At 69.8% G+C, this 23,197-nt stretch carries 22 protein-coding genes; 12 read left to right on the top strand and 10 right to left on the bottom strand.

The annotated features are described in order from the left end of the window. A complete protein-coding gene (locus D7V80_RS16355) occupies nucleotides 1-1,152 on the bottom strand; it encodes a cyclic nucleotide-binding domain-containing protein (RefSeq protein ID WP_120589045.1) in 1,152 nt (383 codons plus the stop codon). Between the two features lie 276 nt (nucleotides 1,153-1,428). Between D7V80_RS16355 and D7V80_RS16350 the strand changes: the two genes are divergently transcribed. Then, nucleotides 1,429-1,926, top strand: a complete 498-nt coding sequence (locus D7V80_RS16350) for a hypothetical protein (RefSeq protein ID WP_147447119.1) — start codon at nucleotides 1,429-1,431, stop codon at nucleotides 1,924-1,926. 49 nt (nucleotides 1,927-1,975) lie between these two features. Here D7V80_RS16350 and D7V80_RS16345 read toward each other — a convergent pair whose 3' ends face one another. After that, nucleotides 1,976-3,190 (bottom strand): cyclic nucleotide-binding domain-containing protein, encoded by a 1,215-nt coding sequence (locus tag D7V80_RS16345; RefSeq protein ID WP_120589043.1) that lies wholly within the window; start codon nucleotides 3,188-3,190, stop codon nucleotides 1,976-1,978. Between the two features lie 244 nt (nucleotides 3,191-3,434). On the opposite strand from D7V80_RS16345, the gene D7V80_RS16340 reads away from it, so the two are divergent. The 6 genes from D7V80_RS16340 to D7V80_RS16315 all read left to right on the top strand — a co-directional run bounded on the left by D7V80_RS16340 (nucleotide 3,435) and on the right by D7V80_RS16315 (nucleotide 9,372). Continuing rightward, nucleotides 3,435-4,247 carry a hypothetical protein gene (locus tag D7V80_RS16340; RefSeq protein ID WP_120589042.1) on the top strand — a complete coding sequence of 271 codons (813 nt, stop codon included), beginning with the start codon at nucleotides 3,435-3,437 and terminating at the stop codon, nucleotides 4,245-4,247. Between the two features lie 123 nt (nucleotides 4,248-4,370). Continuing rightward, the gene (locus D7V80_RS16335; protein WP_120589041.1) at nucleotides 4,371-5,717 is read left to right on the top strand and encodes a hypothetical protein; all 1,347 of its coding nucleotides are present in this window, start codon (nucleotides 4,371-4,373) and stop codon (nucleotides 5,715-5,717) included. After that, complete coding sequence (locus D7V80_RS16330) at nucleotides 5,714-6,364, top strand: hypothetical protein (RefSeq protein WP_233585405.1); 651 nt, start codon at nucleotides 5,714-5,716, stop codon at nucleotides 6,362-6,364. Before D7V80_RS16335 ends, D7V80_RS16330 begins: the two co-directional genes overlap by 4 nt. Continuing rightward, entirely contained in the window at nucleotides 6,361-7,599 is a 1,239-nt protein-coding gene (locus tag D7V80_RS16325; protein WP_120589039.1) for a YncE family protein, read from the top strand. The genes D7V80_RS16330 and D7V80_RS16325 overlap by 4 nt, the downstream gene beginning before the upstream one ends. Continuing rightward, nucleotides 7,596-8,318: a c-type cytochrome gene (locus tag D7V80_RS16320; protein WP_120589038.1), complete on the top strand. Its 723-nt coding sequence runs from the start codon at nucleotides 7,596-7,598 to the stop codon at nucleotides 8,316-8,318. Before D7V80_RS16325 ends, D7V80_RS16320 begins: the two co-directional genes overlap by 4 nt. Before the next feature lie 124 nt (nucleotides 8,319-8,442). After that, complete coding sequence (locus D7V80_RS16315) at nucleotides 8,443-9,372, top strand: protein kinase (RefSeq protein ID WP_120589037.1); 930 nt, start codon at nucleotides 8,443-8,445, stop codon at nucleotides 9,370-9,372. A gap of 4 nt (nucleotides 9,373-9,376) precedes the next feature. Here D7V80_RS16315 and D7V80_RS16310 read toward each other — a convergent pair whose 3' ends face one another. Continuing rightward, the gene (locus D7V80_RS16310) at nucleotides 9,377-9,736 is read right to left on the bottom strand and encodes a helix-turn-helix transcriptional regulator (protein ID WP_120589036.1); all 360 of its coding nucleotides are present in this window, start codon (nucleotides 9,734-9,736) and stop codon (nucleotides 9,377-9,379) included. 143 nt (nucleotides 9,737-9,879) lie between these two features. On the opposite strand from D7V80_RS16310, the gene D7V80_RS16305 reads away from it, so the two are divergent. The 3 genes from D7V80_RS16305 to D7V80_RS16300 are packed head-to-tail and all read left to right on the top strand — an operon-like array spanning nucleotide 9,880 to nucleotide 12,630. Further along, the gene (locus D7V80_RS16305) at nucleotides 9,880-11,079 is read left to right on the top strand and encodes a serine/threonine-protein kinase (protein WP_233585403.1); all 1,200 of its coding nucleotides are present in this window, start codon (nucleotides 9,880-9,882) and stop codon (nucleotides 11,077-11,079) included. After that, on the top strand, nucleotides 11,021-11,692 hold the full coding sequence (locus D7V80_RS42775) for a hypothetical protein (protein WP_233585401.1): 672 nt from the start codon (nucleotides 11,021-11,023) through the stop codon (nucleotides 11,690-11,692). The genes D7V80_RS16305 and D7V80_RS42775 overlap by 59 nt, the downstream gene beginning before the upstream one ends. A gap of 26 nt (nucleotides 11,693-11,718) precedes the next feature. Further along, nucleotides 11,719-12,630, top strand: coding sequence for a DUF2381 family protein (locus tag D7V80_RS16300; RefSeq protein WP_120589035.1), 912 nt, complete (start codon nucleotides 11,719-11,721; stop codon nucleotides 12,628-12,630). 16 nt (nucleotides 12,631-12,646) lie between these two features. Here the strand turns inward: D7V80_RS16300 and D7V80_RS16295 are convergent, their stop codons facing one another. The 5 genes from D7V80_RS16295 to D7V80_RS16275 form a co-directional block, all read right to left on the bottom strand. Next, entirely contained in the window at nucleotides 12,647-13,117 is a 471-nt protein-coding gene (locus tag D7V80_RS16295) for an NUDIX hydrolase (protein WP_120589034.1), read from the bottom strand. After that, nucleotides 13,114-14,352, bottom strand: a complete 1,239-nt coding sequence (locus D7V80_RS16290) for a DUF2380 domain-containing protein (RefSeq protein WP_370452503.1) — start codon at nucleotides 14,350-14,352, stop codon at nucleotides 13,114-13,116. Before D7V80_RS16290 ends, D7V80_RS16295 begins: the two co-directional genes overlap by 4 nt. A 277-nt stretch (nucleotides 14,353-14,629) precedes the next feature. After that, nucleotides 14,630-15,961 carry a hypothetical protein gene (locus D7V80_RS16285; protein ID WP_199738679.1) on the bottom strand — a complete coding sequence of 444 codons (1,332 nt, stop codon included), beginning with the start codon at nucleotides 15,959-15,961 and terminating at the stop codon, nucleotides 14,630-14,632. A gap of 128 nt (nucleotides 15,962-16,089) precedes the next feature. Continuing rightward, nucleotides 16,090-16,515 (bottom strand): hypothetical protein, encoded by a 426-nt coding sequence (locus tag D7V80_RS16280; protein ID WP_199738678.1) that lies wholly within the window; start codon nucleotides 16,513-16,515, stop codon nucleotides 16,090-16,092. A 162-nt stretch (nucleotides 16,516-16,677) separates the two neighbouring features. Further along, nucleotides 16,678-17,472, bottom strand: a complete 795-nt coding sequence (locus D7V80_RS16275; RefSeq protein ID WP_120589032.1) for an SDR family NAD(P)-dependent oxidoreductase — start codon at nucleotides 17,470-17,472, stop codon at nucleotides 16,678-16,680. A 198-nt stretch (nucleotides 17,473-17,670) separates the two neighbouring features. On the opposite strand from D7V80_RS16275, the gene D7V80_RS16270 reads away from it, so the two are divergent. Further along, complete coding sequence (locus D7V80_RS16270) at nucleotides 17,671-18,891, top strand: FAD-dependent monooxygenase (RefSeq protein ID WP_120589031.1); 1,221 nt, start codon at nucleotides 17,671-17,673, stop codon at nucleotides 18,889-18,891. On the opposite strand, the gene D7V80_RS16265 is transcribed toward D7V80_RS16270, so the two are convergent. Continuing rightward, nucleotides 18,888-20,582, bottom strand: coding sequence for an SH3 domain-containing protein (locus D7V80_RS16265; protein ID WP_120589030.1), 1,695 nt, complete (start codon nucleotides 20,580-20,582; stop codon nucleotides 18,888-18,890). The two genes, D7V80_RS16270 and D7V80_RS16265, sit on opposite strands and share 4 nt — an antisense overlap. A gap of 145 nt (nucleotides 20,583-20,727) precedes the next feature. Here D7V80_RS16265 and D7V80_RS16260 point away from each other — a divergent pair, with 145 nt between their 5' ends. After that, the gene (locus D7V80_RS16260; RefSeq protein WP_120589029.1) at nucleotides 20,728-21,420 is read left to right on the top strand and encodes a lysoplasmalogenase; all 693 of its coding nucleotides are present in this window, start codon (nucleotides 20,728-20,730) and stop codon (nucleotides 21,418-21,420) included. A gap of 242 nt (nucleotides 21,421-21,662) precedes the next feature. On the opposite strand, the gene D7V80_RS16255 is transcribed toward D7V80_RS16260, so the two are convergent. After that, on the bottom strand, nucleotides 21,663-22,913 hold the full coding sequence (locus D7V80_RS16255) for a hypothetical protein (RefSeq protein ID WP_120589028.1): 1,251 nt from the start codon (nucleotides 22,911-22,913) through the stop codon (nucleotides 21,663-21,665). Nucleotides 22,914-23,197: the final 284 nt, after the last annotated feature.

The following is a 23,197-nucleotide window of genomic DNA, read 5'->3' as shown; positions in this document are numbered from 1 at the left end:
TCAAACGAAGAGCGCCTTCGCGGTCTGCTGGAGGCGCTCCGTGCCCATGCGCATGAGCTGGCCCTTGAGGCCGGGCTGGCTCACGACGTACCGCTCGAAGGCGGCGCGCTCCAGGCGCAGCACCACGCACGCTGTCTTCGTGCGCACCGTCGCGGACACGGGCTTGTCCAACAGCAGGGAGATTTCGCCGAACACGTCGCCTTCGCGCAGCTCCGGCAGCAGCACGATGCGGCCCGGCTGCTCCAGTGACAGCTGACACTGGCCGCGCAGGAGCAGGTAGAAGGCGTCGCCCGGCTGCCCCTGCGTGAGGAGCACCTGGCCCGCGGGCACGGCGCGCAGGTCGAACTCGCGCGACATCGCCTGCTTCAGCGCGGGCGACAGGTTGGTGAACAGGGGGCTGGTGCGCAGCAGGTTGTCCACCAGCCGGCGCTGGTAGAAGGCGTGCACGGCCGCGTCCACCTCCGGGTGCGCCGCGCTGACGCGGGCCAGGGAGGGGCGCTTGAACTCCAGCAGCACGGAGCGCTCACGCACCTCCACGCTGGCCAGCCTGGGCCCTTCGGATACCAGCGCCACCTCGCCGAAGAAGTCCCCTGGCCCCAGTGTGGCCACGACCTGGCGCGCGTTGCCCTCCACCCGGCGCGTCACCTCCGCGCTGCCCTCCACCAGCGCGAACATGGAGTCCCCCGGCTGCCCCTCCTCCACCACGCGCTGGCCCGGCCAGAAGGCGCGCACCTCCAGCGCCTCCACCAGCGCCACGAAGGCGTCGCGCCCCACGCCGGACAGCACGGGCACACCCGGGTCCTTGCCGTCGGACACCCAGGCGAAGGTAGGGGCCAGCGCACCGGGCGGCAGGGCGAAGCGCTCCGCCACCGCGCGCACCGTCTTGGGACGCGCGCCCCGCAGGCCTCGCGACAGCACCGTGGCGGCCACCGCGCGCAGCAGCCCTCCCGCGCGGGTCCAGGCGAGCGCCGCGTCGTCGTAGGCGTGGGCGGCCTCCGGGGTGCGCTCCAGCCACTCCAGCAGCTCCGCGACGCGCTGGTGCAGCTCCGGGTCGCCGGGGTCCGCGCGCAGCGCGTCCTGGTAGGCGGCCAGCGCCGCGTCCAGCTCACCGCTCGCGGCGAGGGCCGCCGCCCGGGATTTGAGGTCCGCCATGCGGCCCCATGTAGCGCAGGCGCGGGTCGCGCGCACCCGTCCGGAAAGACCGGGAGTGAAGAACCGGAGAGTGCGAACCCACCTGGGCCTGCCCGATGCAGGGACAGGTCGGATACCGGCAGCACAAAGGTTGAGAGCGGTCATTGTCGCGCCTGATGGCATCCAGACCCATGACACGGGTGAATTCACGGGTGTAAGGGCCGCAGGTCAGGAGTCCTTCATGTCCGTGGACGACTGGAACAAGCTGATGACCGCATCCGGGGGAGCGACCACGCCATGAGCCCTTCACGAAAACAACTTCATCTCTGTCTGCTCCCAGCGCTGCTGGCCCTCTGGGCCTGCGGCACTCGCGCGGCCCCGGAGGTCCACCTCATTCCTCAAGGCTACCGGGGGCCGGTGATCATCTTCTTCAACGTCCCCGGCGCCCGCTCCGCCCTCCAGGAGGACGGACGGGAGTACCGGATCGGCGAGGACGGGACGCTGGCGGTCAGCTCGCCGCCCAATTACGGCGGAGGCAAGCTCGACAACTTCCGGTTCTTCTACGAAGGGCCGGGCGGCAAGCGGGAGCGACTCGCCTTCGGGGCCTCGACGCCCCACGCTCAGCTTCAGGTCTTCGCCGTGCACCAGGGGGCGATGCCCCTCCGGCCCGGCTCCCGGGAGGAGGCGCGCTTCGAGATGTACGTCGTCGGGGTACCGGATGAAATGCCGGACTGGTTGGAGCGGGGCGACGCCCTGCTGAAGCAGAAGGTCGCGGCCATGCCCCTGCCTCGCTGATGCTCCCACCGCGCCCCCGGGCTTGAAGTGCCCGGGGGTGCGGGACGCGTCACCCGCTCAGCGCCTTCACGCGCTCCGCCAGGCTCTGGGTGAAGAGCCGGTAGATGCGCAGGGCCGCGGCCTCGTGCGTCTCCAGGAAGTATTGGAAGTCCGTCCGCGTGACGCGCAGGGCGCGCACTACCGTGTGCGCGCGCACGTGCGCGGTCACCGGGCTGTCGAGGATGAGGGAAATCTCCCCCAGGAACGCGCCCGGCCCCAGCATGTTGAGCTGGCGCGCGTCCGGGCCCGGGCCGGTGGACACGCTCACCATGCCCTCCAGCATCACCACCAGCCCCATCCCCTTCGCGCCCTTCTCCAGCACCGTCGTCCCCGCGGGCACCAGCACGGGCCGCGCCAGGCGGTAGAGGTCGCGCATGTCTTCCAAAGACAGACCATCGAAGATGGGAATGGCTTTCAGATAGCCATAGCCATCCACCACCGGCTGCGCCTTCTCCGCCGCGACCGAGCCCTCCGGCGCCGACGCAAGCCCCAGCTGCTGGAGCAGCCGCGCCTGCTCCGCCTGGAGCAGCAGCAGCCCTGCCCCTGACGCGTGCTTGATGCCGTCCGCCAGGAGCACCAGCGCGCGCCACGTCGCGCCCTCCGCGTCCAGCAGCTCGCACATGCGCAGGACCGCCTCCGGCCGCCGCGGGTCGTCCGCGGGCACCGCGCGCAGCATCTCCAGCTCCGCGTGCGCGTTGCCCAGCACCCGGAACACCTGCGCCGCCTCCATGGGCCGGTGCATGCGGCCCAGGAGGTGCGCCAGCGACTCGCGCGCGCCCAGCGCCTGGTACAGCGACAGCGCCTGCTCCAGCGAACCGGCCCGCTCGAAGGCCGCCGCCGCGCGGGCCTGCTCCCCCACCCTCAGCCACGCCTCCGCCGCCAGCAGCGGCGCGCCCGCCTGTTCGTACAGCGGCGCCGCGCCCCGGTCGTCTCCATCCGATTCCAGCAGCCGCGCCGCGCCCGCGAAGTCGCGCGCCTGCCGCAGCACCTCCACCAGCCGGGTGCGCGTGTCGGCGGGCACCGCCAGCGCCTCCTCCAGGACCCGCTCGCGCTGCCCCGCGCCCATCGCCTCGTAGGCACGCACGGCGTCCTCCACCGCGCCCTTCAACACCCGCGCCCACACGCCCCGCGTGACGCTGGAGCCAGGGCCCGCGGCCACGTCACCCACGTTCGAATCGTCTGGAGTCACGGCCTTGTCGTCCCTCCCGGACACCCTGGCGGACAAAGGGGGTCCACGCCTGGGTCCGGGCCCCTGATTCCGTAGCATTCTGAAACAGGGAAAGCCAGCCAGCGCAGTGAAGAGCGGCAGGCCTTGGACATACTGTCCACCGCGCGAATCGGATGCGCAAAACCTGAGAGGTTGGGGGCTGCATGAACCCTGCGCTTCGGGGTGGCTGTCTTGCGTGAGAGGGATTCCCCACCTTCTGGCATCCCTGCCCCAGGGACTCCTACCCAAGGTGTCTTCCCTCATGACGTCGCGCCCCGCTTCCTTCCGTTCTCTCAAGGTCCTGGAGCCGTCCCACCCACGCCGCGCGCTGAACCTCCTCGCGCGAGGCGGCTGCCTGCTGATGCTCGCGTCCGGAGGAACCGCCCGCGCCAACGAGCCCGAGGCCCTCGCGGCGCCAGCGCAGGCCGAAACCCCGGTGCAGGCCAAGGCGCCCGAAGCCCGGGTGCAGGCCGAGGCGCCCGTGCCAGCAGAGGACGCGGCCCCGGCGGAGGACGCGGTGTGGGGAGAGGATGCGCTGGCGCAGGCGGAGCTGCCCGCGTCGATGACGGACGCGGCGCGGGCGCTGGGGGAGGCGCCGGTGGTGGTGTGCTCGGGGTCGCTCCAGCAGGCCTACCGTCCCGGGCTGCTGCTCACCACGCCCCGGAACGCCGTGCAGCGCGAGTCGCTCCAGTTCAACGGCTGCCCCGTCAACGACGGCGTGGTGATGGTGGCCGTGGGCATGGAGACGCAGCACCTGAAGCGCGCGACCTGCATTGGCGGCACGGGCGGTGCATCCACCGCCACCGTGACCTGGTCCAACGGGGAGAAGTCCTCCGTGGAGCTGGCCCGGGTGGAGGCCGTCGTGGACGGAGGGATGCAGGTCTTCACGTCCGAGGGGCTCATCGGCTCCGGGCGTCACGCGGGCCACGGCGTGCGCCTGGTCACCGCCGTGCCCACCCTCACCACGCTGGCGGCCTGCGTCCAGCCGTCGGGGCTCACGGCGAACATGGGCATCGCCACACTCACCGTTCTGGACCTGCCCACCGTCCTGGACGTGCCCGCCGGGAAACAGTGACCGCGCGGCCGCTCCCCTGCCGGGCGCTTCGGGGAGGGGCGACTTTCGGGCCGCACGCACCGCTATGCAGGCGCGGGCCGGACGTTATCGTGGGGGGCCATGAGGCCTGCCCCGGAGCGCCGGATGCGAACGCGACGAATCACGGGGGGTTGGCGGGGGGCGGCGGTGGCCGGCCTCCTGAGCCTGGTGGGTTCGGGCGCGGCCTGGGCGCACGCGGGCCTGCCGGAGACCTCCAACGTCACGCTGCGGCGGGGCCACTCCGAGGACTTCTTCGTGGGGGCCACGTTCGGCGCGGTCATCTCGCGCGACAGTGGGCGGACGTGGCGCTGGGTGTGTCCGGATGCCATGGGGTATGGCGGCTGGCGACCGGAGTCCTTCGTCTGGCGCGGGACAGGGGAAATCCTGGCGGCCACCGGCAACGCGCTCCTGTCCTCGAAGGACGGCGCGTGTTCGTGGACGTCGCACCCGGCGTTCAAGGACACCTGGGTGACGGGGCTCGCGGCGCACCCCACGGATGACGCGGTGCTGTACGTGGCCACGGGCCGCTCCACGCAGGCGACGAACGGGGTGTTCCGCTCGGAGGACGGCGGGGAGACGTGGCGGCCGTTGGGGCTCCAGCGCGCGGGGGTCCTCTTCTCCGCGGTGCGGGTGTCCACCGCGGATCCGCGCACGCTCTACGTGTCCGCGTCGGACACGACGCGCATGTACCTGTTCCGCAGCGATGACGCGGGCGAGACGTGGGAGGAGTTGCCGCAGGCCTTCCCGGACCTGGTGCGCCCGTTCGACTTCGTGGTGACGGCGACAGACCCCGTGGAGCCGCGCGGCGTCTGGGCGCGCGTGTCCGCGCAGGGCTACACGCACATCCTGCACAGCACGGACGGCGGGCGCACCTTCACCGCGCGCACGGGCGCCGGCATCGACGACGTGTTCATCAACATGGACGTCTCCGCCGACGGCGGCACCGCGTGGGTGTCCACGTACAACTCCTTCTTCCGCAGCCAGGCGGGCGGAGCCTTCTCCAAGCTGGTGCTGCCCACCGGCAACGCGTGCGTGACGCGCGTGGGAGACGTCATCTACGGCTGCGGCTCGCCGTGGCTGCATGACTGGTCGCTGGCGCGCAGCAGCGACGACGGCACCACCTGGGAGCCCCTCTTCAGCCTGGAGCAGATCCAGGGCAGCCATCAGTGCCCGGCGGGCACGCCCGTGCGCGAGCTGTGTCCGTCGCGCTGGCCCCAGGTCGCGGAGACGATTGGCGCCCCGCTCTACCCGGATGGCGTTCCGGACGCGGGGGTGCCGGATGCGGGCGTGCAGCCTTCGGACGACGACGCGGGCACGCCTTCCGACCCGAAGCCGAAGCCGTCCTCCGGCTGCACCGCCGCGCCCGCGGGCACGCTGCTCCCCCTGTTCCTGCTCCCCTTGCTCCCCTTGCTCCCCTCGATGCGCCGCGGCCGGCGGCGCGAGGCCCCATGACCATGAAGCTGAAGACGTCCCTGCCATGGAGTACCGCCGCGGTCGCGCTGCTCGCCCTGAGCGCGTGCGATGGCGACGACACCGAGCCCCAGGTCACCGAGTGCGAGGAGCCGCTCTACGCGGGCGGCGCCACGGACGAGGCGTGGCGCACGCTGGTGGATGCGCGAAACCAGCCCCAGGACAGCTCGCGCGCGGTGACGCTCACGTCGCCCGAGTCCGAGCAGGCGTACTGGACGGACCAGTCCGCGCCGCTGTGGCAGTGGACGTCCCCGCTGCGCGCGTCGCTGGAGCGCCCGGGACGCACGTCGCCCCTCCTGGAGGGCCGCCCGCGAGAGTCGAAGCGCTCGGTGCTCGCGTGGCTGGGGAACTGGGTATTGCCCACCGCGGAGGCCCACCTGCCGCCGTACACGGGCGACATCTACTGGGTGAAGGTCCATGCCGCCGGGCGCGAGTGCCCCATCGCACAGGTTTTGACATCGGAGTTGCAGTGGCAGCTGGATGACGGCTCATGGCAGACGGTGAAGGACGCGGCGGGCAAGGCGCTGACGGTGCAGGTGGTGAGCGCGTACCTGGTGCAGAACCGCATCACGGAGGGGCCGTACTCGCTGGGAACTCCGGTGCCCTTCGCGATGGGGATGGCCAGGTGAGGCGCGCTGCCTGGCTTTGCGCGCTGGCGCTGGGCGCGTGCACCGAGGCCGAACCGCCGGAGCCGGGCACGGGCGTGCCCGAGCTGACGTACGCGGATCCGAACCCGTGGACGCGGGGAGGGACGACGGTGCCTCCTCCGGGGCCGTCCGGGCGGCTGCTGGTGACGAACAGCCTGGATGACTCCGTGAGCCTGCTGGACATGGACGGGCTGGGGACGCCGGGCTGGGGCGAGCTGGCGCGCGTGCCGGTGGGGCTCCATCCGGTGGAGCTGGAGGGGCCGCACCACACGGCGGTGTCTCCCGCGGGTGACTACTACTACGTGGGCATCTCCAACTACGTGCCTGGCGGCGGCTCGGGTCCGCATGGCGCGCATGGGACGGGGACGGCGGACGGCTACTGCCTGAAGCTGAGCGCGAAGGACAACCGGTTGGTGGCGTCCACGCGCGTGGACCGCAACCCGGGGGACGTCATCGTCAGCGCGGATGGGCGCACGCTGTACCAGACGCACTTCGACCTGTTGCGCATCGCGGACGTGGCGCGAAAGGGCGGGCCGGAGAAGGACATGGTCGCGCGCATGGTCATCCTCGACGCGGAGACGATGACGGTGAAGGAGCGGGTGCCGGTGTGCCCCGCGCCGCACGCGGTGCGCCTGTCCGCGGATGAGCGCACGGCGTACGTGGCGTGCTGGTCGGACGAGGTCGCGGTGGTGGACCTGGCGGCGGCGGGCATGCCGGTGACGCGCGTGAAGGTGGCGGCGGGCTCGGGCACGGCGGTGAATCCGCGCCATCAGCCGTACGCGCTCACGGTGTCGCCCACGACGGGGGACGTGTGGGTGAGCTCGCTCGCGAGCAAGCAGGTGCAGGTGCTGGAGCCCGGGACGCGCACGATGAACCCGGAGCGCACGGTGTACCTGCGCGGCGCGCCCATGTTCGGCACGTTCACGCAGGACGGCCGCACGCTCTACATGCCCTATCAGCAGGAGGACGCGGTGGCGGTCATCGACGCGGCGACGTCCACGGTGCAGCGCACGGTGCAGCTGTCGCAGGCGGGCTGTCTCAACGTGCACCAGTTCATGCTGACGCCGGACGAGCGCCACGGGTTGGCGGTCTGCGAAGGGGACCACATCGGCCCGGGCACGTTGCACGTCGTGGACCTGGCGGAGGGCACGGTGCTGTCCACGGTGAAGATGGGCATCTTCCCGGACTCGGTGAGCCTGCTGCGGGGGCAGCCATGAGGGGCCTGCGTGGAGGAGTGGCTGCGCTGCTCGTGGGGGGGCTGGCCGGGTGCGGCGGCGACACGGCGGGGCCCCAGGCCGCGGCGGACTACGGGGAGGCGCTGTTCCAGGACGCGTGGCTGTCGCCGAGCGAGTACAACACGTTCTCGTGCGCGACGTGTCATGTGACGACGCCGGAGGCGCAGGCGGGGCGCATCGACTCAGGGCACACGCTGTACAACGTGGCGGCGCGGCCGAGCTGGTGGGGCGGCAACGAGACGCAGCTGCTGGACGCGGTGAACTTCTGCTACGTGAACTTCATGCGCGGAGTGACGAAGCTGGGGGCGGAGGAGCCGCGTTCCCGCGCGCTGTACGAGTACCTGTCGCGGATCAGCCCGGACGCGCAGGCACCGGCGCTGCCGTTCACGGTGGTGAAGGACATCCAGGACGTGCCCCGGGGCGACGTCACGCGAGGCAAAGCGGTCTACGAGGCCGCGTGCCACCACTGCCACGGCGCGACGCACACGGGCGAAGGACGGCTGACGGACTTCGCGTCGGTCCTGCCGGAGGTGACGCAGACCTACGACCAGGCCTTCCCGGGCATCCCGCACGCGCAGGTGGTCATCGAAAAGGTACGGCACGGGCCGTTCTTCGGCGTGGGCGGCAACATGCCGCTCTACAGCACGGAGGCTCTGTCCGACGCGGACCTGGGCGCGCTGCTCACGTACCTGGGGCTCTGACGGGCCGCCCCCTCACCCAGACCGAGGAATCGACCTTTCAAGTTCACCGATATGGACTTCAAAGGTCGAATCCGCTCAAATCCCCGGAAAGGCGCTGCGCTTTGCTTCCGCCTCCCGAGGAGCCATGCCCGACACGACGACGGATGACCTGGCGCGCACGAAAGCCGCCCAGCGTCGCAGGCAGCTTCCGCCGACGCCTGACAGGCCTCTGCATCTCTTCACCCTCGACGGCATCCGCTACGAGGCCGTCCGCGAGTTGGTGCTGATGCAGACGGGGGAGTTGCTGATGCTGGCCCAACGCTTCTCGGAGCGGGCCCCCACGCTGCCCGGCTTCTGCTTCGTGCGGAGGCTGGCGAACCCCTCCACGTACCTTCAGCGCACGCGCCTGGGAGAGGAGATTCAACTGGCGTTCCGCTTGCGCCACCCGGCCATCGCGCAGGTCTTCCACCGCAAGGTGCGCCAGGGCGCGCTGCACGTCGTCATGGAGTCCGTGGACGGCCCTTCACTGGAGACATTGGTGAGCGCGGGCGTGGCGCGCGGCCGGCCCGTCTCCGAGTCCTTCGCCCTCTACGTCGGCGCGGAAATCGCGGAGGCGCTGCACCACGCGCACACGCTGACGGACGCGGCCGGCCAGTCGCTGGGCGTCATCCACCGCGACGTCAACCCCCGGCACGTCTACGTGGGGACGCAAGGCGAGGTGAAGCTGACGAACTTCGGCGCGGCATACTCGCTGGTGGTGGGGCGCGAGGAGTCACCCGCCAACCTCGTTCGCGGAGACGTAGCCTACGCCTCACCGGACGTGAAGGCGATGCTGCACGTCGCGCTGCGCGCCAACCCCGACGAGCGGTTCGCCACGGCGGCGGACATGAGGGATGCCATGCGAGTCGCCCTGGCGAGGCGGCACCCGGGCTATGGCCGCCAGGAAGCCGCGGCGGAGTGGGCCCAGGTGCTGGCGGAGGGCAGCGGCCTTCGCGACGCGGTGGAGTTTGGCGAGGGCGGCCTCTTCCGCGAGGGGCTGGAGGTCCACGAGTTGGAGGGCTTGAAGCGGGAGTAACGCTTCAGCGTGCCAGCGCCGAGGCGACGTGGAGCAGGGCGTCCAGCTTCTCCGCATCCAGCTTGCGTGCGAGGTGCAGGAGGCGCCGCAGTTCCGGGGCGTCCTCTTCCTTGGGCTTGGACTTCGTGCCCTTGCGCACGTCGCCCGTCGCGGTAAGGCCCAGCAGCTTCTCTGGGGAGACGCGCAGTTCCTGGCAGAGGCGGTAGAGAGAAGGGACGCTGGGAAGCATCTTCCCGCGCTCCAGACGGTTGTAGACGGGGTGCACCAGCCCGATGCGCTCCGCGACTTCGGCCTGCGTCAGGCCCAGGTGCTGGCGGGCCGCGCGGGCCTCCGTGCCGATGGTGATGCCGAGTTCTTCATTCATGGCAGGGCGCAGCGTAGCCCAGGGCTCACAGGGATGAATGCTGGAGGTTGGAAGCGCTTCAGTGGACTCCACGAGTCCCCAGCTGGATGCATCCCAAAGCGTTGCCGCATGCGAGAAGGCTGGGAGTCAGAGAGAGGGCAACCATGATTCGGGGGCCGCCTCTGTCCGTGTTGACTCCGGGGACCCGGGTGCTGGGCTACACGGTGGAGCGCCAGCTGGGGCAGGGCGGCTTCGGTACGGTGTACCTCGCGCGTTGCGAGAGCCAGCGCTTTGCCCTGAAGCTGCTGCACCTGCCGCGCGTGGGCGAGCGGGCGGAGCGCGAAGTCTCCATCCTCACCCGGCTGCGGCACCCCAACGTGGTGGGCATCCTGGGCCACGGCTACTGGCCAGTGGCCCGGCCCCAGTTCGCCGTCATCGTCATGGAGTACGTGGACGGGCGCCGGCTGGACGAATGGGCCGACGCGGAGAACCCCACGGCGCGACAGGCGGCGCGCGTACTGTTGGGGGTGGCGCGGGCGCTCGCCGCCGCCCATGCGGACGGGGTGGTGCACCGGGACGTGAAGGAGGCCAACGTCATGGTGCGCGACTCGGATGGCGTGGCCAAGCTGGTGGACTTCGGCATCGGCGACTACGCGGGCGCGCGTGAATTGACGGCGGACATCCTCCCGCCCGGGACGGTGGACTACCGCGCCCCGGAGGCGTGGCGCTTCCTGCGCGCTCATCGCGAGGCGCCGGACGCCCGGTACACGGCGGGACCGGCGGACGACTTGTGGGCGCTGGGGCTCGTCGCCTACCGGCTGCTGACGGCGCGCTTCCCCTTCGATGGCGAGGATGCCGCCAGCTTCACGGAGGCGATTCTCTCCAGCGCGCCCACGCCACCGCACGAGGAGAACGAGCGCGTGCCCCGGGCGCTGGGCGACGTGTGCCTACGGCTCCTGGAGAAGACGCCCGAGACGCGCACGCCGAGCGCCCAGCGGCTCTGCGAGTCCCTGGAGGAGGCGCTCCGTGGCGCCGACGCGACGTGGGACGTACCGCTCTGCGATGCCTATGCCGAGGACTCCGCGACGACGGAGGGGGAGGACCTCGACAGCTTCGAGCAGTGGCGGAACGAGCCCCGGCACCGTCCCCGCCGGGGCCAACGCCTTCCCCTGAAAGTGGCGCCAGTTGGGGACGCGAATGCCGCGACAACCGTGCGTGTGGCGCCCGTGAAGCGCGGAGCGTTCCGTGCATGGATGGCGTTCGCCCTGGTGCTCGTCCTGGCGGGGGGGCGTGTGGGGACTCGGGATGTCGCGCGTCTCCATCCGTCAGGAAGTAGCGCCCTCCGGCAAGCCGCCTCAAGCTGACCGCGCCGCGGCTCCCACCGGGCCGGAGACCACCGCCGCGGTCGTCGCGCTCCCCGCGACGCTTCAGGAGGACTCAGCCACCGTGACGATGCAGCCGGAAGACACCCTGCCCCCTCAGTTCCCCTCGAAGCCCGCGAAGAAGGGCATGCGTGTCATGGCCCGTGCGATGAGCACGGCGGCGGCTTGCACCGCGCTCGCATGCCCCGGGCCGCAGGTGCGCCCGCCTCCGCCGCCAGAGCCGTGTCCGGTGGGGGCGGTGAAGGCCATGGAGAAGCTGAGCATCACTCCAGGTGACAAATTCCATGCGGTCTTCATCGACGGCGTTCCGACGTACATCTCGGTGCGGGAGGGGCCAACGCAGTTGCTCCTGGGTGGCACTTGGGGAGACATGCCGAGCAGCACGGTGCTGTCTGGCCGGCTCATCGTGAGGGAGCGCGTGTATGGACGCCTGACCTGGGCAACGACGCCGGCAGGGGACAGTTTCCCCGTGTGCATGGAGGTCCTCGCGGAGGAAGGTGACCGGGGCATGGCCCGCGAGCCTGGAGACAACTCACCCTCCAGTGCCCGGATCTTCACGACCGGCCAGGTGAAAGCGGTAAGCGAGTTCGAGTAGCAGGATGACCCGGGAGCCATCGTCGAGTGTCTTCTTCCTCTTTCGTCGTGCTCCTTGGGCTCGTGCTCGCGAGTGGAGCGTCGGTCGCTCAATCAGAAGCTGATGGTTCGTCGCCGGGCGTACGCCGGATTGAGTTGGCTCCTGACGCCCCCTCCTCCGCGCACGAAATCGCGATCAGCGCTCACCTTTCGACGACGTTCCTCTTCGACTCCGATTTGAAGCGCGACGCAGTCGAACTGGAGGGCCGGGACCACTTCTCCCTCGTGGATGTAGGGCAGACCACTTTGAGGTTGGTGCCTTCAGCCCGTTTGAATGCTGGGGAGAGGTTGCATCTGGTCGTGCGTTTCCGGGATGGGTCGGCGCCAGTCAGTGCCTCGTTCCTTCTCCGGGCGCATCCCGCGAAGGCAGACCCTCTCATCGAGGTCTATCGCGGCATCCGGACGATCGAGACGTACCAGCAAGAGATCCGGGAGGTTCGTGCGGAGTTGATGCGCTGCCAGGGCGAGGTCGCGCGACTGGTGGCCGAGCAGAATGCTCCGGGCGGGCTGTCAGGCCTCGTCTCGTCCGGTGCTCTGGACGAGCATGGCGTGACCGGACGACTCGTGACCAAGGACGTCACCCCTGCGGCTGGGGACGCTCTTGCGGCAACCTCCGTCAAAAGCTACCGGTCCGCGACGGGGGTTGCTGTCGAGGTCAGACTGAAGCTGCAGCGGGGTGCTCCTCCATGGGTCGCGAAGGGGGCAACGCTTCGGGGCAAGACCGGAGCGGAGTTGAAGGTGCTTCGGCTCTGGCAGCAACAGCCCATCTCAACAGGTGAGTTCGTGCCCGTCGTGGTGGAGGCCGACGCTTCAGGGGCGGCCCAGGGAGCCTTCTCCCTCAAGCTGTGGGAGGAAGACGGGCCGCGCACGATCACGCTCGGCAACGTGAGGTTCCCGTAGCGGCTTCCGCTTCCAGTCAGGCCTCCTCATCGGGGAGGAGCGTCCGGAGAAGCGCGTCGTCAGGACCGAGCGGACGCCAGCCAGCGGGCGGTGGATTGGCGAAGAGAGCGTCACTAGCGCGGTCAACACGCTCCTGGTGTGTTTCCGGGGTGTAGGCGAACCACTGGCCGAGAGCTATCGCAACTTCCGTTCGTGCCTCTCCTTCCAGCGCGACAGGCCAGCCACTGGGGAGACGTTCGTACAACTCGCGCACGAGCTGCCCACGCACCAATCGAGTGAGCCTCTTGTTGCGTTCAGCCTCGGCGACCAGCCCCTTGAAAACCTGAACACCCGCAACGTCATCCGGACCAAGCTCCTCTGCAAGTGCGACAAGGGATGCGGTGGGACGGTCCTCGGCAAAGGCAGTGACCGAGCCGTAACCTCGCTCACGGACTCGCTCATACATGCGGGCTATCCAATTCCCCTGCCACGAACGCCCATCGGTCATCGGCTCCTCCCTTGGGTGAATTTCATCGGGATGTCGTAGCTCCTCATGTTCTCCGCGACGATCCGCAGGATCGTATTCCGCGTCAACTTCTGGCCCTCCCTGCGTTCGGCTCGTTGTAGAGCATCCATGATCCTCCTGTTCCACTCATCAGGCCACATGCGCCCCAGCTTCCAGTTCCCCCCTCCGTGAATCGCCTCATGGTGAGACCGCTCCAGGCGGACACAGAACTGGTCGATGTCCATGTCGCCCTTGAAGCCGCGCTGCTCGAACCACTCGCGGTGTTCTTGCGGCAGCACATGGTGCTTCGGGGCATCCGACATTCCCGCCCCCGCCCTGCCCGTTACCCGCATACCGCGCACCTCGGGGCTGTCCCCCAGCGCTTCGCGCACGCCCTTGGGTAGGTCCTGCTGCGCCTGGGCCATCGTGACCTGCCCGCCCTGAATGAGGACGGCCGCGCCGACGGCAGGCACGGAGATGACGCCCGCCTGCACGAGCCTTCGCATCATCTCCACCCACTCGGCGGAGACCACCAGCCGCGAGCCCACCATGACGCCGCCTGAACTCATTGCCAGGCCCACGCCGAGCGCCGCAGGGGCCGAGGGTGGCACGCGTGGCAGGGCCATCTTCATCGTGGAGAGCATCGTGACCATCTCCACCGCCTGCATCGCCGCGAGGACCTGCCCGCCAAGCTTCAGGGTCTCGCGGGTCTCCCGCTGGAGCGTGTCGAACTCACGCGTCAGCTTCCCCATCAGCTCGGGCATCGCGGTGGTCGCTGCCTCCACCCGCTCTGGGTCCAGTGAGGCGAGATCCGTCAGCGTGGGCTCCATCAACCCCTGCACGCGATGAAGGTCCACGAAGAGTTTCTCGGCGCTGCACATGGGGCAGTTGCGAAGCACGGCGTCCGCGAGATGCAGGAAGTCCCCCCAGGTGGCCAAGAGGAGCGTCCCGAACTGGGCCGCTTGGAGCTTCGGCCCCGTCATGCGCAGCAGGCCCAGCTCCATGTCCGTGTCGCCAACTTCCGAGGCCGCTTCCGTCAACGCGGTGGCGCTCCCAAGCGCGCCATGAAGCCAAGTCGCCTGCTTGGAGCCCTGGTCGAGGTAGCGCGTGAAGACGCCAGTCAGGCTCCAGCCCCAGGGGTCCGGAGGACGGGCCGCCAGCTTGCTGAACGCGGCCTCGACGCGGGTCAGGGATCCCTTCACGTCTTTCGTCGCGTCGAGGACTGCCTGTCGCGTCAATGCACTGTTCCGGACCCCGCCCCCGACAGCGCCGCCTCCCACGGAGGTCACGTCGTCACGTGGCCCCTGGCGGCGCAGCAACCGTTGATACCTCTCAGGCCCGGAGATGGCAGACGGAGGAGAGAGCAATGCGCGTGGGCGCTCATCGCTCGGAGCCTCTTCCCAAGTGGGCGCAGGAGCCCCGCGCGGCGCGTAGCTCAAGCTCCGGCCATGCCCGGGAGCACTCGGCACGGAGGCGCATCCCGTGGCCAGCAGCATCAGGGCCAGCAACAGGGCGTCAGCGCGCATTGTCCACCCCCAGGCCCACCGAGGCGAACGCCCCTGGCCGCAGCGTCCCCGCTGGCGTGGGGAACAGCAGCGTGCCGCCCGTCCCCATCGCGTAGAGCTTTCCGCCCAGCAATCGCCAGCGGACCTCGGCGGACCCCAGATAGCGCGCCCCGGACTGTCCCATGCCCACCCCGAGCCCCTTCAACGCCACTTCGAGGCTGCGCGCGAAGAGCTGCACCGCCACGCGCCCATCCACGTCGAAGCGGCCCCACGAGAAGGCCTCCGCGCCCAGCGACAGCTTCAGGTGCCTGGAGAGGCCGCCGTAGCGGACCGCGTCCCAGCCCACCTCAGCCTCCCCAAATGCTGAGTAGCCGTCCGGGAAGGAGGTCTCCGCCAGCGGAAATCCCTCCGGCCCCGCCACCTTGAAGCGCGCCAATTCGTAGTCCGGGCCGAAGAAGCCCTGCCGGAAGCCGCCGTGCTGCCTGCGCACCTCCAACCGCAGCCGCATGTCCAGCGTGGGCGTCACCGCATCGGCGCCCGCGCCCACCACCGCTCCCCATGCGCCGCCCGCACCGGGCCGTCCGCCCCAACCGGCAAGCAGGTGGGCCTCGAAGCCCGGCCGCACCACCACCACGGCGGTGCCGTCCAGATGCGCCAGCGTCACCGAGGGCGCGCGCCCTCCGGCCCTCCCCCAGTCATGCACGGCGGAGAGAGCCAGCGTGTAGCGGCCCTGCTCGCGGGGCTGGCCGAGGAGGACGTGCTGCACGTCCAGCGCGACTTCCACCCCCATGAGGCGCGCGCCCAGCACATCCGAAACGAACGCCTGCGTGTAGAGGGGTCCCAGCGTGCCGGTGAGGAAGCCGCCCGCCGGGTGGTAGTCGGGATTGCTTCGGTTGGAGTAGCGCCGCACGAGGTGCGCGGACAGCAGGCTGTAGGACTCCAGCGCCCCGAACCAGACGCCCACGGGCGCGTTGTTCGAGCCCAGCTTGAGGCCGCGCACCACCTGCCCGAAGTCCGAGAGGCTGTCCCAATCCTCCTTCCTCACGAGGCCCGTACCCTCACCTCCACCCCACAGACGCAGGCGCACCGGAGCGCCCAGGTTGAGGCCGAACCCAGCGCCTCCGTCGAAAACGAGGGTCGGCTCCACCTGCACGAACCCTTCATCCGTGCCCACGCCCGCGCGCGGCTGAAACGTCAGCGTCGTTGCCTCCAGGCGTGTCAGTGAAGACCAGGAGCGAGGCGGCTCCTTGGGGACCGAATCCTCGGAGTCAGGCGACGCCGTGGCCGCGCCTCGCAGGGAAAGGAGCCCCAGCCACAGCACCGCCCACCAGCGGTTGCCCATCGCTCGCGCCTCCTGACCGCACCCCGGTGCGGCGTGCAGAAGCTAGCCATAACCGTCGAGCCTGACAAACAGGTCAGACCAGGAAGGCACGGGCGCCCGGGACATGGAGGGAGATGAGAGTCAGGGCTTCAGCCCGTGGGCTGCCGACTCCCAGCCAGGCGCGCTCCAGGGCCTGGCACGGTCGTCACGTCGTCGGGGTGGCGCTTCGACGTGGCCTGCTTTCGTGAACCTCCACGGCTCGCGGGTGCGGTCGGAACCTTGTCCGGATGGGACGTGTCGAGCATGGGCACGGCAATCCCGCCCTCCTCGTCCGGCACTTCAATGTCCCAAAGCTGATTCTCCGCCTCCGCGAGGGCTTGCTGAACCTCCTTCACCGCGTCTTCACCCGAGCAGGGCGGCAACCGAGCCAGCCGCGCGCGCAAGAGGCCTTCCAATTCCGACGCCGTAGCGAAGCGCTCCGAGGGTTCGGGCCGCAGCAGCGTGCGGAGGATGTCGCGCAGGGGCACGGACAGCCCTTCCGCCGCTCGCTCAACGTCCACGGAGCGGTAGGACATGGCGCGCCGGTGGAGGTCCTCCGCGAAGGGCGGCAGCGTCAGCCCCAGGGAGAAGAGGTCCGCTCGTGGTCCACGCCGAGCACCATCTCGGCACCGTAGAGCCTGCCCGCCCCGGGACCCCACTGGCTGCCCACACTGTTGCACACGCGACGCCCCGGGCGCTCAGGCGATGGAGTCCACCACGCCCCCATCGACCCGCAGCGCGGCGCCGGTGGTGGCGGAGGCCTGGGGCGACGCGACGTAGACGATCATGTTCGCCACCTCCTCCACGCTGGACGGGCGGCGGAGGATGGAGCTGGGCCGGCTCGCCTGGATGAAGTCCACGGCGAGGTCCTCGAAGGACCGGCCCGACTTCTCGTGCTCCTCGCGGAGCATCGAGCGGACGCCCTCGGAGAGGGTGGGCCCCGGCAGCACGGAGTTCACCGTGACGCCCGTCCCCGCCATGCGCTTGGCCAGGCCTCGCGCGACGGACAGCTGCGCCGTCTTGGTGACGCCGTAGTGGATCATCTCCGTGGGGATGTTCAGCCCGGACTCGGAGGAGACGAACACCACGCGGCCCCAGCCCTGCTTCTGCATCCCCGGCAGGTACGCGCGCGACAGCCGCACGCCGGACAGGACGTTCGCCTCGAAGAAGTGGCTCCAGTCGTCGTCGGACACGTCGAAGAAGTCCTTCGGTCCGAAGATGCCCAGGTTGTTGATGAGGATGTCGCAGTGGGGGTGCGCCGCGACGAGCGCCGTGGTGGCCTTCGCCGTGCTCAGGTCCCCCGCGAAGCCCTTCACCGTGGCGCCCGGGGCCGCCTCGCGCACCGCCGCGATGGCCCGGTCCACCGACTCCTGCGTGCGGCCGTTGACGATGACCGTCGCGCCCGCCGCCGCCAGCCCCTTCGCCGTGGCCAGTCCAATGCCGGCCGTGGAGCCGGTGACGAGGGCAGTCCTTCCAGTGAGTTCGATGCGCATGGGGTGTCCCGGGAAATGAGGAGGGGGTTCTAACAATGGAGCTGGAGCGGCTCCTGGACGTCGCCCCGCGGCCTGTCCTCCACCGCGCAAGCCATCCCCGCTCTGTCCTGCCAGCAACGACAGACAGCGCTTCCGGACAGCGTCGATTTCCCTGACAGCCCTGTAGCATCCGGGCCGTTCGCGCGTTGGGGGGATTCGATGAAGATGGTCTGTGTTGGCGGAGGCCCTGCCGGGCTCTATTTCTCCATCCTGGCGAAGCTGTCCAACCCGAAGCACGACGTCACCGTCGTCGAGCGCAACCCCGCGGGCGTGACGTACGGCTGGGGCGTCGTGTTCTGGGATGACCTGCTGGACGACCTCTTCCAGAACGACCCGGTGAGCGCGCAGCGGATCGCCCAGGCCGCGGCGCGCTGGGACACGCAGGAGGTGCACCTGCGGGGCCGGTACGCGACGCACATTGGCGGCTATGGCTTCGCGCTGGGACGGGACCGGCTGCTGGACATCCTCATCCGGCGGGCGCGAGGGCTGGGCGTGGACGTCCGCTTCGAGCACGACGTCACGGACCTCTCCGCGTTCATGGATGCGGATCTCGTCGTCGCCTGTGACGGCGTCAACAGCCGGCTGCGCCAGCGCCACGCCCATCACTTCCAGACGCACGTGGAGGAGGGACGCAACAAGTACATCTGGCTGGGCACCAACAAGGTGTTCGACGCCTTCACCTTCGCCTTCGAGGAGACGCCCGCCGGCTGGCTCTGGTTCCACGGCTACCGCTTCAACAGCGAGACCAGCACCTGCATCGTGGAGTGCCAGGAGGCGACCTGGAAGGCGTTGGGCTTCGACGCGCTGGGGCCGGATGAGACGCTGCGGAAGCTGGAGGGCATCTTCCAGAGCCGGCTCCAGGGCAAGTCGCTGTTCAACCAGCTGAAGGGCATGGGCCGGGCGCCGTGGCTCAACTTCAAGCGCATCACCAACGAGCGCTGGTACCACGACAACCTGGTGCTCATGGGCGACGCCGCGCACACCACGCACTTCTCCATCGGCTCCGGGACGAAGCTGGCCATGCAGGACGCCATCGGGCTGGCGCGGCAGCTGCGAGCCCATCCGGACGACCTGCCCACCGCGCTGGAGGCCTATGACGAGGAGCGGCGCGCCTCCCTGCTGGCCATCCAGTTGGCGGCGCGCAGCAGCTCCGAGTGGTTCGAGAACGTCCCCAGCTACGTGGACCAGGACGCGACCCAGTTCGCCTACTCGCTGTTGAACCGCCGGGGCAGCTCCGTGTGGAGCTACCTGCTGCTCATGGCCAGCCAGCAGCCGTCGCTGCGGGGCGTGCTGCGCAAGCTCCACTCCTCCAAGCAATGGGTCCGGGAACAGCGCCGGGGCCGCGGCGCCGTGGCCCTGAGCCTCCCGCCTCCAGGTTAGGGAGACGTCGCGGCGTCCGGCGGGGGCGGCGTGGCGACGAGCAGGCCGTGGGAGCGGTTATCCGCGGTCTTCGCCCACGAAGCCTCGAAGTCCTTCCACGAGTAGACCTCCTCGCGGTTCTGGAAGGGGTTGTAGACGCGCACCGTCCACTCGCCGTTGGCGCCCTCCTCCACCGCGCGGACGTTCACCCAGTGCGCGGTGCCGGACGCGCTCAGCTTGCCGTCCGCCTTGGTGCCTGTATCGATGTCCACCAGCGCGACGAGTGTGTCGCCGTTGGCGAGGAACCGCGCGAACTCCTCGGGAGGGAGCGCCTTCTCCGCCTTGTATTTCGAGGACCAGCCCGCGGCCTCGTACATCTGCATCAGGTCCGCGTTGTCGGTCGTCCCTCCGCCATTGAGCAGGTTCGCGCTCGTCGCGCCGTCGGAGTCCTTGAAGAGGGCCAGCGCTTCATCGGGCGGCAGCCCCATTGACGCACCCACGGCCAGCGGACCGCACAGGTTCTTGTGGGACGTGCGCCAGCCGTCGCCCAGCATCTGATGGAGGTTGAGGTACTGCGCGGCGGAGTTCGGGTTCACGGCGAACTCGCGCCACTGATCCACCTTTCCACGGCCCAGCGAGCTGTCCGTGCCGAGGAAGGGATGATCCACCCGCACGCCGCCTTCGGGGACACCCTTGAAGAGGAGCGACGCGTGCTCGTGCACCGCCGCCTGCCATTCTTCACGGAAGAGGGACTGCTTGCCCTCGGGCGGAAGGTGGTTCCACACCAGGGGGTCCACGGAGGGCGGCGGTGGGCCGTTGACGTCGAACTCCGGCATGGGCCAGGTCTTCGCCACCACCGCCTCCCAGCCGTCCAGGCGGACTTCATCGCGGGCCGCCTGAGACAGTTTCGTCCAGACGTGGACCTCGATCTCAGGCGGGTTCGTTCCGTTCGCCAACCACGCGGGGACCGGGGACTCATACGGAGGAAGCGGCGGCGGAGGCGGCGGCGGGGCATCCGTTGGCTGGGTGAAATCCTCGAACACCCAGCCCTGGGTGCCATTCGCCAGCTCCACTTTCAGCCAGGTGCCGGCCTCGTTCTGGTCGATGACCTTCAGCTTGTCGCCCGCAACCAACCCTTCGATGATGCCGAAGCTCGTGCCTGCGTCACTCCGGAGGTTGATGTTCCTGTCCGGTGAAACCCAGCGCTCGCCGTCCGCCACCTGCCGGTCCGCCACGCCGGACAGTCCCAGCTTCTGGATGAGCGCTTCGCGCTGGGGCCCCGGGGGCGTGGAGAGGACCTGCTGCATCTTGCCCGCCGGCACCGGGACGGGCTGCGAGTAGCGCGGGTGCATCGCCTGCCACTGGCCCAGCGTCTCGTAGCGCACCGTGGGGTGGTTGGGGTCCACCACGGAGCCGTCCGGCTTGCGCACCAGGGCGTGCCCCACGCCGTCGCTCGCGTCACGCATGAGGACGATGGAGTCCCCCGGCCGCGCCAGCCCCACCGCCTTCTCCAGGCAGTTGGCGCTGCCGTCTCCCAGCCGCTCCGTGTGCAGGTTGCTCGCGGGCGCGGGCGCGGCGTCGAACGTCGACACCGCCCCGAACGGCCGCGGCTGGGGCGCGGGCTGGAGCGTGGGCGCCTTTCCGGCCGGAGCGGGCAGGGGCTCCGGGCGAGGAGGTACGGCCAGGGGCAGGAAGCGCGAGAACTGGATCATCGGGAGCTGCCTCGAAGATGAAAACGTCGTTTCCCCAAGTCACGCGGAGCCGCGCCCGAATTGAATTAAGCCGAGTTAAACGTGCGTCCCAGCCGGCCGCCCCCGTCGCGTCACCCGCGCCGGAGCGGCGCTAAGGTGCCGCTCCATGCGCGAGTCGTGGACAGGTGGGACGAAGCTCCTGGCGGCGGCGAGCCTCGCGGGCGCGGTGGGCTTCCTCTTCGTCATGGACGTGGGGCCCCGGGAGGCGCGGCTCGTCACCAAGGCGCTGCCCATGGTGTGCCTGCTGCTGTGGCTGTGGCCCGCTCGGGGGCGCTACGCGCGGCTCATCTTCGCGGGGCTGGCGCTGTCGCTGCTCGGCGACGTGCTGCTGGAGGTGAGCCGGGACCTGTTCCTGCCCGGCCTGGGGGCCTTCCTGCTGGCCCACGTGGGCTACACCGCCGCGTTCCTCTCCGTAACGCGGCGGGGGTCCCTGCTTCGTGCCCTGCCCTTCCTGCTCCTGGCCGTGGGCGCTGGCGTGGCGCTGTGGCCCGGCCTGGGCGGGATGGCGCCGCCGGTGACGGCCTACGTCGCCGTCATCTGCACCATGGGCTGGCGCGCGGCGGCCATGATGGGCGCTCCGGCGCTTCCTCGACGCGAGCAATGGCTGGCGTTCGGGGGCGCGCTGCTGTTCTCCGCCAGTGACGGGCTGCTCTCCATCCGGCTCTTCGTCACGCCCCTGCCCGGCCTGGGCTACGCCGTCATGCTGCTGTACTGGGCCGCACAGCTCTGCATCGCGGCCTCCGCGCGCGTGGAGCACGCTCCGGCCGCAGTGCCTATATCCTCCAGCAGTCCCACCTGACTCCTGGAGGTCTCATCCATGTGGCGTTCCCTGATGGTTGCGGCGATGTGCGCTGTCGGTCTCACGGCTTGCGGCGGTAGCGCCGACGCGGATGTGGACCTGGGTTCCCAGGAGCAGGGCCTCGCGTGTGAGACCGGGACCGGCTACTGCCGGGGTAGCACGACGTACTGCAACAGCTTCTGCTTCTGATTCCCCGGCGCACCGCCGGATGCGGAGCCCCACTGCTTCGCATCCGGTGGGGCCTACTCGTCGAGCAGGTCCGCCACCGCGCTGTTCCTGTCCAGGGGGTCCTCCTCCGCCATCTCCCGGAGGACGGCAATCACCCGCTCCAGCATCCCCCTGCCGGCGAGGGTCTTCACGTTGCTTTCATTGAGACGCTCGAAATAGAGGCCCTCCTCCTTCAGGCGCTGGACGGCGGCACTGCCCACATCCAACCGCTGCTGCTCCGCGAGCCGCCTCCGCTCTTCCGCCTCGCGCTTTTCTTCCTCCAGGACGGCCACCAGCCTCCGGTGCCACGTCACGGGGAAGGAGGTGCTCCGGCACCGGAAGCCACCTTCCTGCTCGAGCATGTATGACAGTGCGTCGGAGAAACGCTCGCGCATGGGGACGGGAGCGATGTCCACCTCCGACAGCGCCTTCTGGAGCCACTCGAAGGCACGCGCGGCCAGCTTGTGCCTTCCCTTCCGGTCGTCGTGCACGACGACCACCTTGTCCGGCGCCAGGGCAATCCCATTCACGAAGCAGAAGTAGTTCTCGGCCTGATGCGTGTGGTAGCGGTCCACGTGCGCGCTATTCACCTTGAGGGGGAAGGCGCCCACGACCTCCACGACCTTGAAGGCATGCTTTTCGAGCAGCGCCTTCGTCCGGGCATTCACGGCCCCGTACTTGTCCTGAAGCGCGGCGATGTCCTTGAGCATCGCCTCGCGCCCCGGCAGCTCCTCCGCGCTGAAGCTCTCCACCAGCCGGTGCTGCTCCGTGAAGCTGTGGAGCGCGAACGCGCCGTTACCCACGTAGAGCATCTGCATGTCGATGTGGTAGGCCCACTGCGGGACGAACAGGACGCGCTTCTTCCTCGAAGTGTGGTCCTCCGACCCGGACAGCTCCCCCAGCAACGTCCGCCGGATGCGGGCCTTGGCGTTCTTCCACAGCAGGTACTGCTCGGGGTCGTAGCCCGACTGCTCGGCGCGCTTGAGCAGCTTCTGCTCCTCGAAGTCCGTGGACTGGACCGTCATCTCCTTGCCAAAGGTCTCCGCGTGCCAGACGCCGTACAGCCCCAGCTCTCCCACCACGAACCGCAGGAGCCCCTTCTGGTCGCGCGCCGCGATGATGTTTCCGCCCGCGACCGGGACATCATGGAGGCCAAAGCCTCCCTTCTTCGCGATGCTCAGGGTCGCTTCCGGATCCATCACCTTGATGCCATCGAACATCTCCCTGGCATCCAGCGCCTCGTTCTGGGAGCGGGCGTTGGCCTTGAGCACGGCGCCGCCCCCCATCTTCGGGACACCCGTCCGGGGCCTGAAGGATCCCCTCATCTAGCGAGTTGATCAGCACACGCTCGCTCGGCGGCTGCGTGCGAAGGCGCTGGTATCCGCGCAAAGAGGCAGCCACCATGACGCGCAAGGTGGCCATCGACGAAGAGCAGGTGCGGGGGTTCCTGACGGAAGTGTTCGAGGAGGACCTGCACGTCAAACGAATCCTCTCCCTGTCGCACGCGACGCTGGGGGCGGTGCAGGCGGCGAGCCTGTCGGTGGCGGCCATCGGCAAGGCCATGGCGTGG

Source organism: Corallococcus sp. CA054B, from assembly GCF_003611625.1.
In the GTDB taxonomy this organism is placed as follows: domain Bacteria; phylum Myxococcota; class Myxococcia; order Myxococcales; family Myxococcaceae; genus Corallococcus; species Corallococcus coralloides.
This window is presented reverse-complemented; position numbering and strand designations above follow the sequence as displayed.

What these genes read in the sequence shown, in the direction of transcription:
- D7V80_RS16285 (WP_199738679.1), bottom strand. Translation starts at nt 15,961, where the DNA reads ATGGGCAACCGCTGGTGGGCGGTGCTGTGGCTGGGGCTCCTTTCCCTG.
- D7V80_RS16315 (WP_120589037.1), top strand. Translation starts at nt 8,443, where the DNA reads ATGCCCGACACGACGACGGATGACCTGGCGCGCACGAAAGCCGCCCAG.
- D7V80_RS16295 (WP_120589034.1), bottom strand. Translation starts at nt 13,117, where the DNA reads ATGACCGATGGGCGTTCGTGGCAGGGGAATTGGATAGCCCGCATGTAT.
- D7V80_RS16305 (WP_233585403.1), top strand. Translation starts at nt 9,880, where the DNA reads ATGATTCGGGGGCCGCCTCTGTCCGTGTTGACTCCGGGGACCCGGGTG.
- D7V80_RS16265 (WP_120589030.1), bottom strand. Translation starts at nt 20,582, where the DNA reads ATGATCCAGTTCTCGCGCTTCCTGCCCCTGGCCGTACCTCCTCGCCCG.
- D7V80_RS16260 (WP_120589029.1), top strand. Translation starts at nt 20,728, where the DNA reads ATGCGCGAGTCGTGGACAGGTGGGACGAAGCTCCTGGCGGCGGCGAGC.
- D7V80_RS16355 (WP_120589045.1), bottom strand. Translation starts at nt 1,152, where the DNA reads ATGGCGGACCTCAAATCCCGGGCGGCGGCCCTCGCCGCGAGCGGTGAG.
- D7V80_RS16335 (WP_120589041.1), top strand. Translation starts at nt 4,371, where the DNA reads ATGCGAACGCGACGAATCACGGGGGGTTGGCGGGGGGCGGCGGTGGCC.
- D7V80_RS42775 (WP_233585401.1), top strand. Translation starts at nt 11,021, where the DNA reads ATGTCGCGCGTCTCCATCCGTCAGGAAGTAGCGCCCTCCGGCAAGCCG.
- D7V80_RS16330 (WP_233585405.1), top strand. Translation starts at nt 5,714, where the DNA reads ATGACCATGAAGCTGAAGACGTCCCTGCCATGGAGTACCGCCGCGGTC.
- D7V80_RS16255 (WP_120589028.1), bottom strand. Translation starts at nt 22,913, where the DNA reads ATGGGGGGCGGCGCCGTGCTCAAGGCCAACGCCCGCTCCCAGAACGAG.
- D7V80_RS16320 (WP_120589038.1), top strand. Translation starts at nt 7,596, where the DNA reads ATGAGGGGCCTGCGTGGAGGAGTGGCTGCGCTGCTCGTGGGGGGGCTG.
- D7V80_RS16275 (WP_120589032.1), bottom strand. Translation starts at nt 17,472, where the DNA reads ATGCGCATCGAACTCACTGGAAGGACTGCCCTCGTCACCGGCTCCACG.
- D7V80_RS16270 (WP_120589031.1), top strand. Translation starts at nt 17,671, where the DNA reads ATGAAGATGGTCTGTGTTGGCGGAGGCCCTGCCGGGCTCTATTTCTCC.
- D7V80_RS16350 (WP_147447119.1), top strand. Translation starts at nt 1,429, where the DNA reads ATGAGCCCTTCACGAAAACAACTTCATCTCTGTCTGCTCCCAGCGCTG.
- D7V80_RS16340 (WP_120589042.1), top strand. Translation starts at nt 3,435, where the DNA reads ATGACGTCGCGCCCCGCTTCCTTCCGTTCTCTCAAGGTCCTGGAGCCG.
- D7V80_RS16310 (WP_120589036.1), bottom strand. Translation starts at nt 9,736, where the DNA reads ATGAATGAAGAACTCGGCATCACCATCGGCACGGAGGCCCGCGCGGCC.
- D7V80_RS16280 (WP_199738678.1), bottom strand. Translation starts at nt 16,515, where the DNA reads ATGTCCTACCGCTCCGTGGACGTTGAGCGAGCGGCGGAAGGGCTGTCC.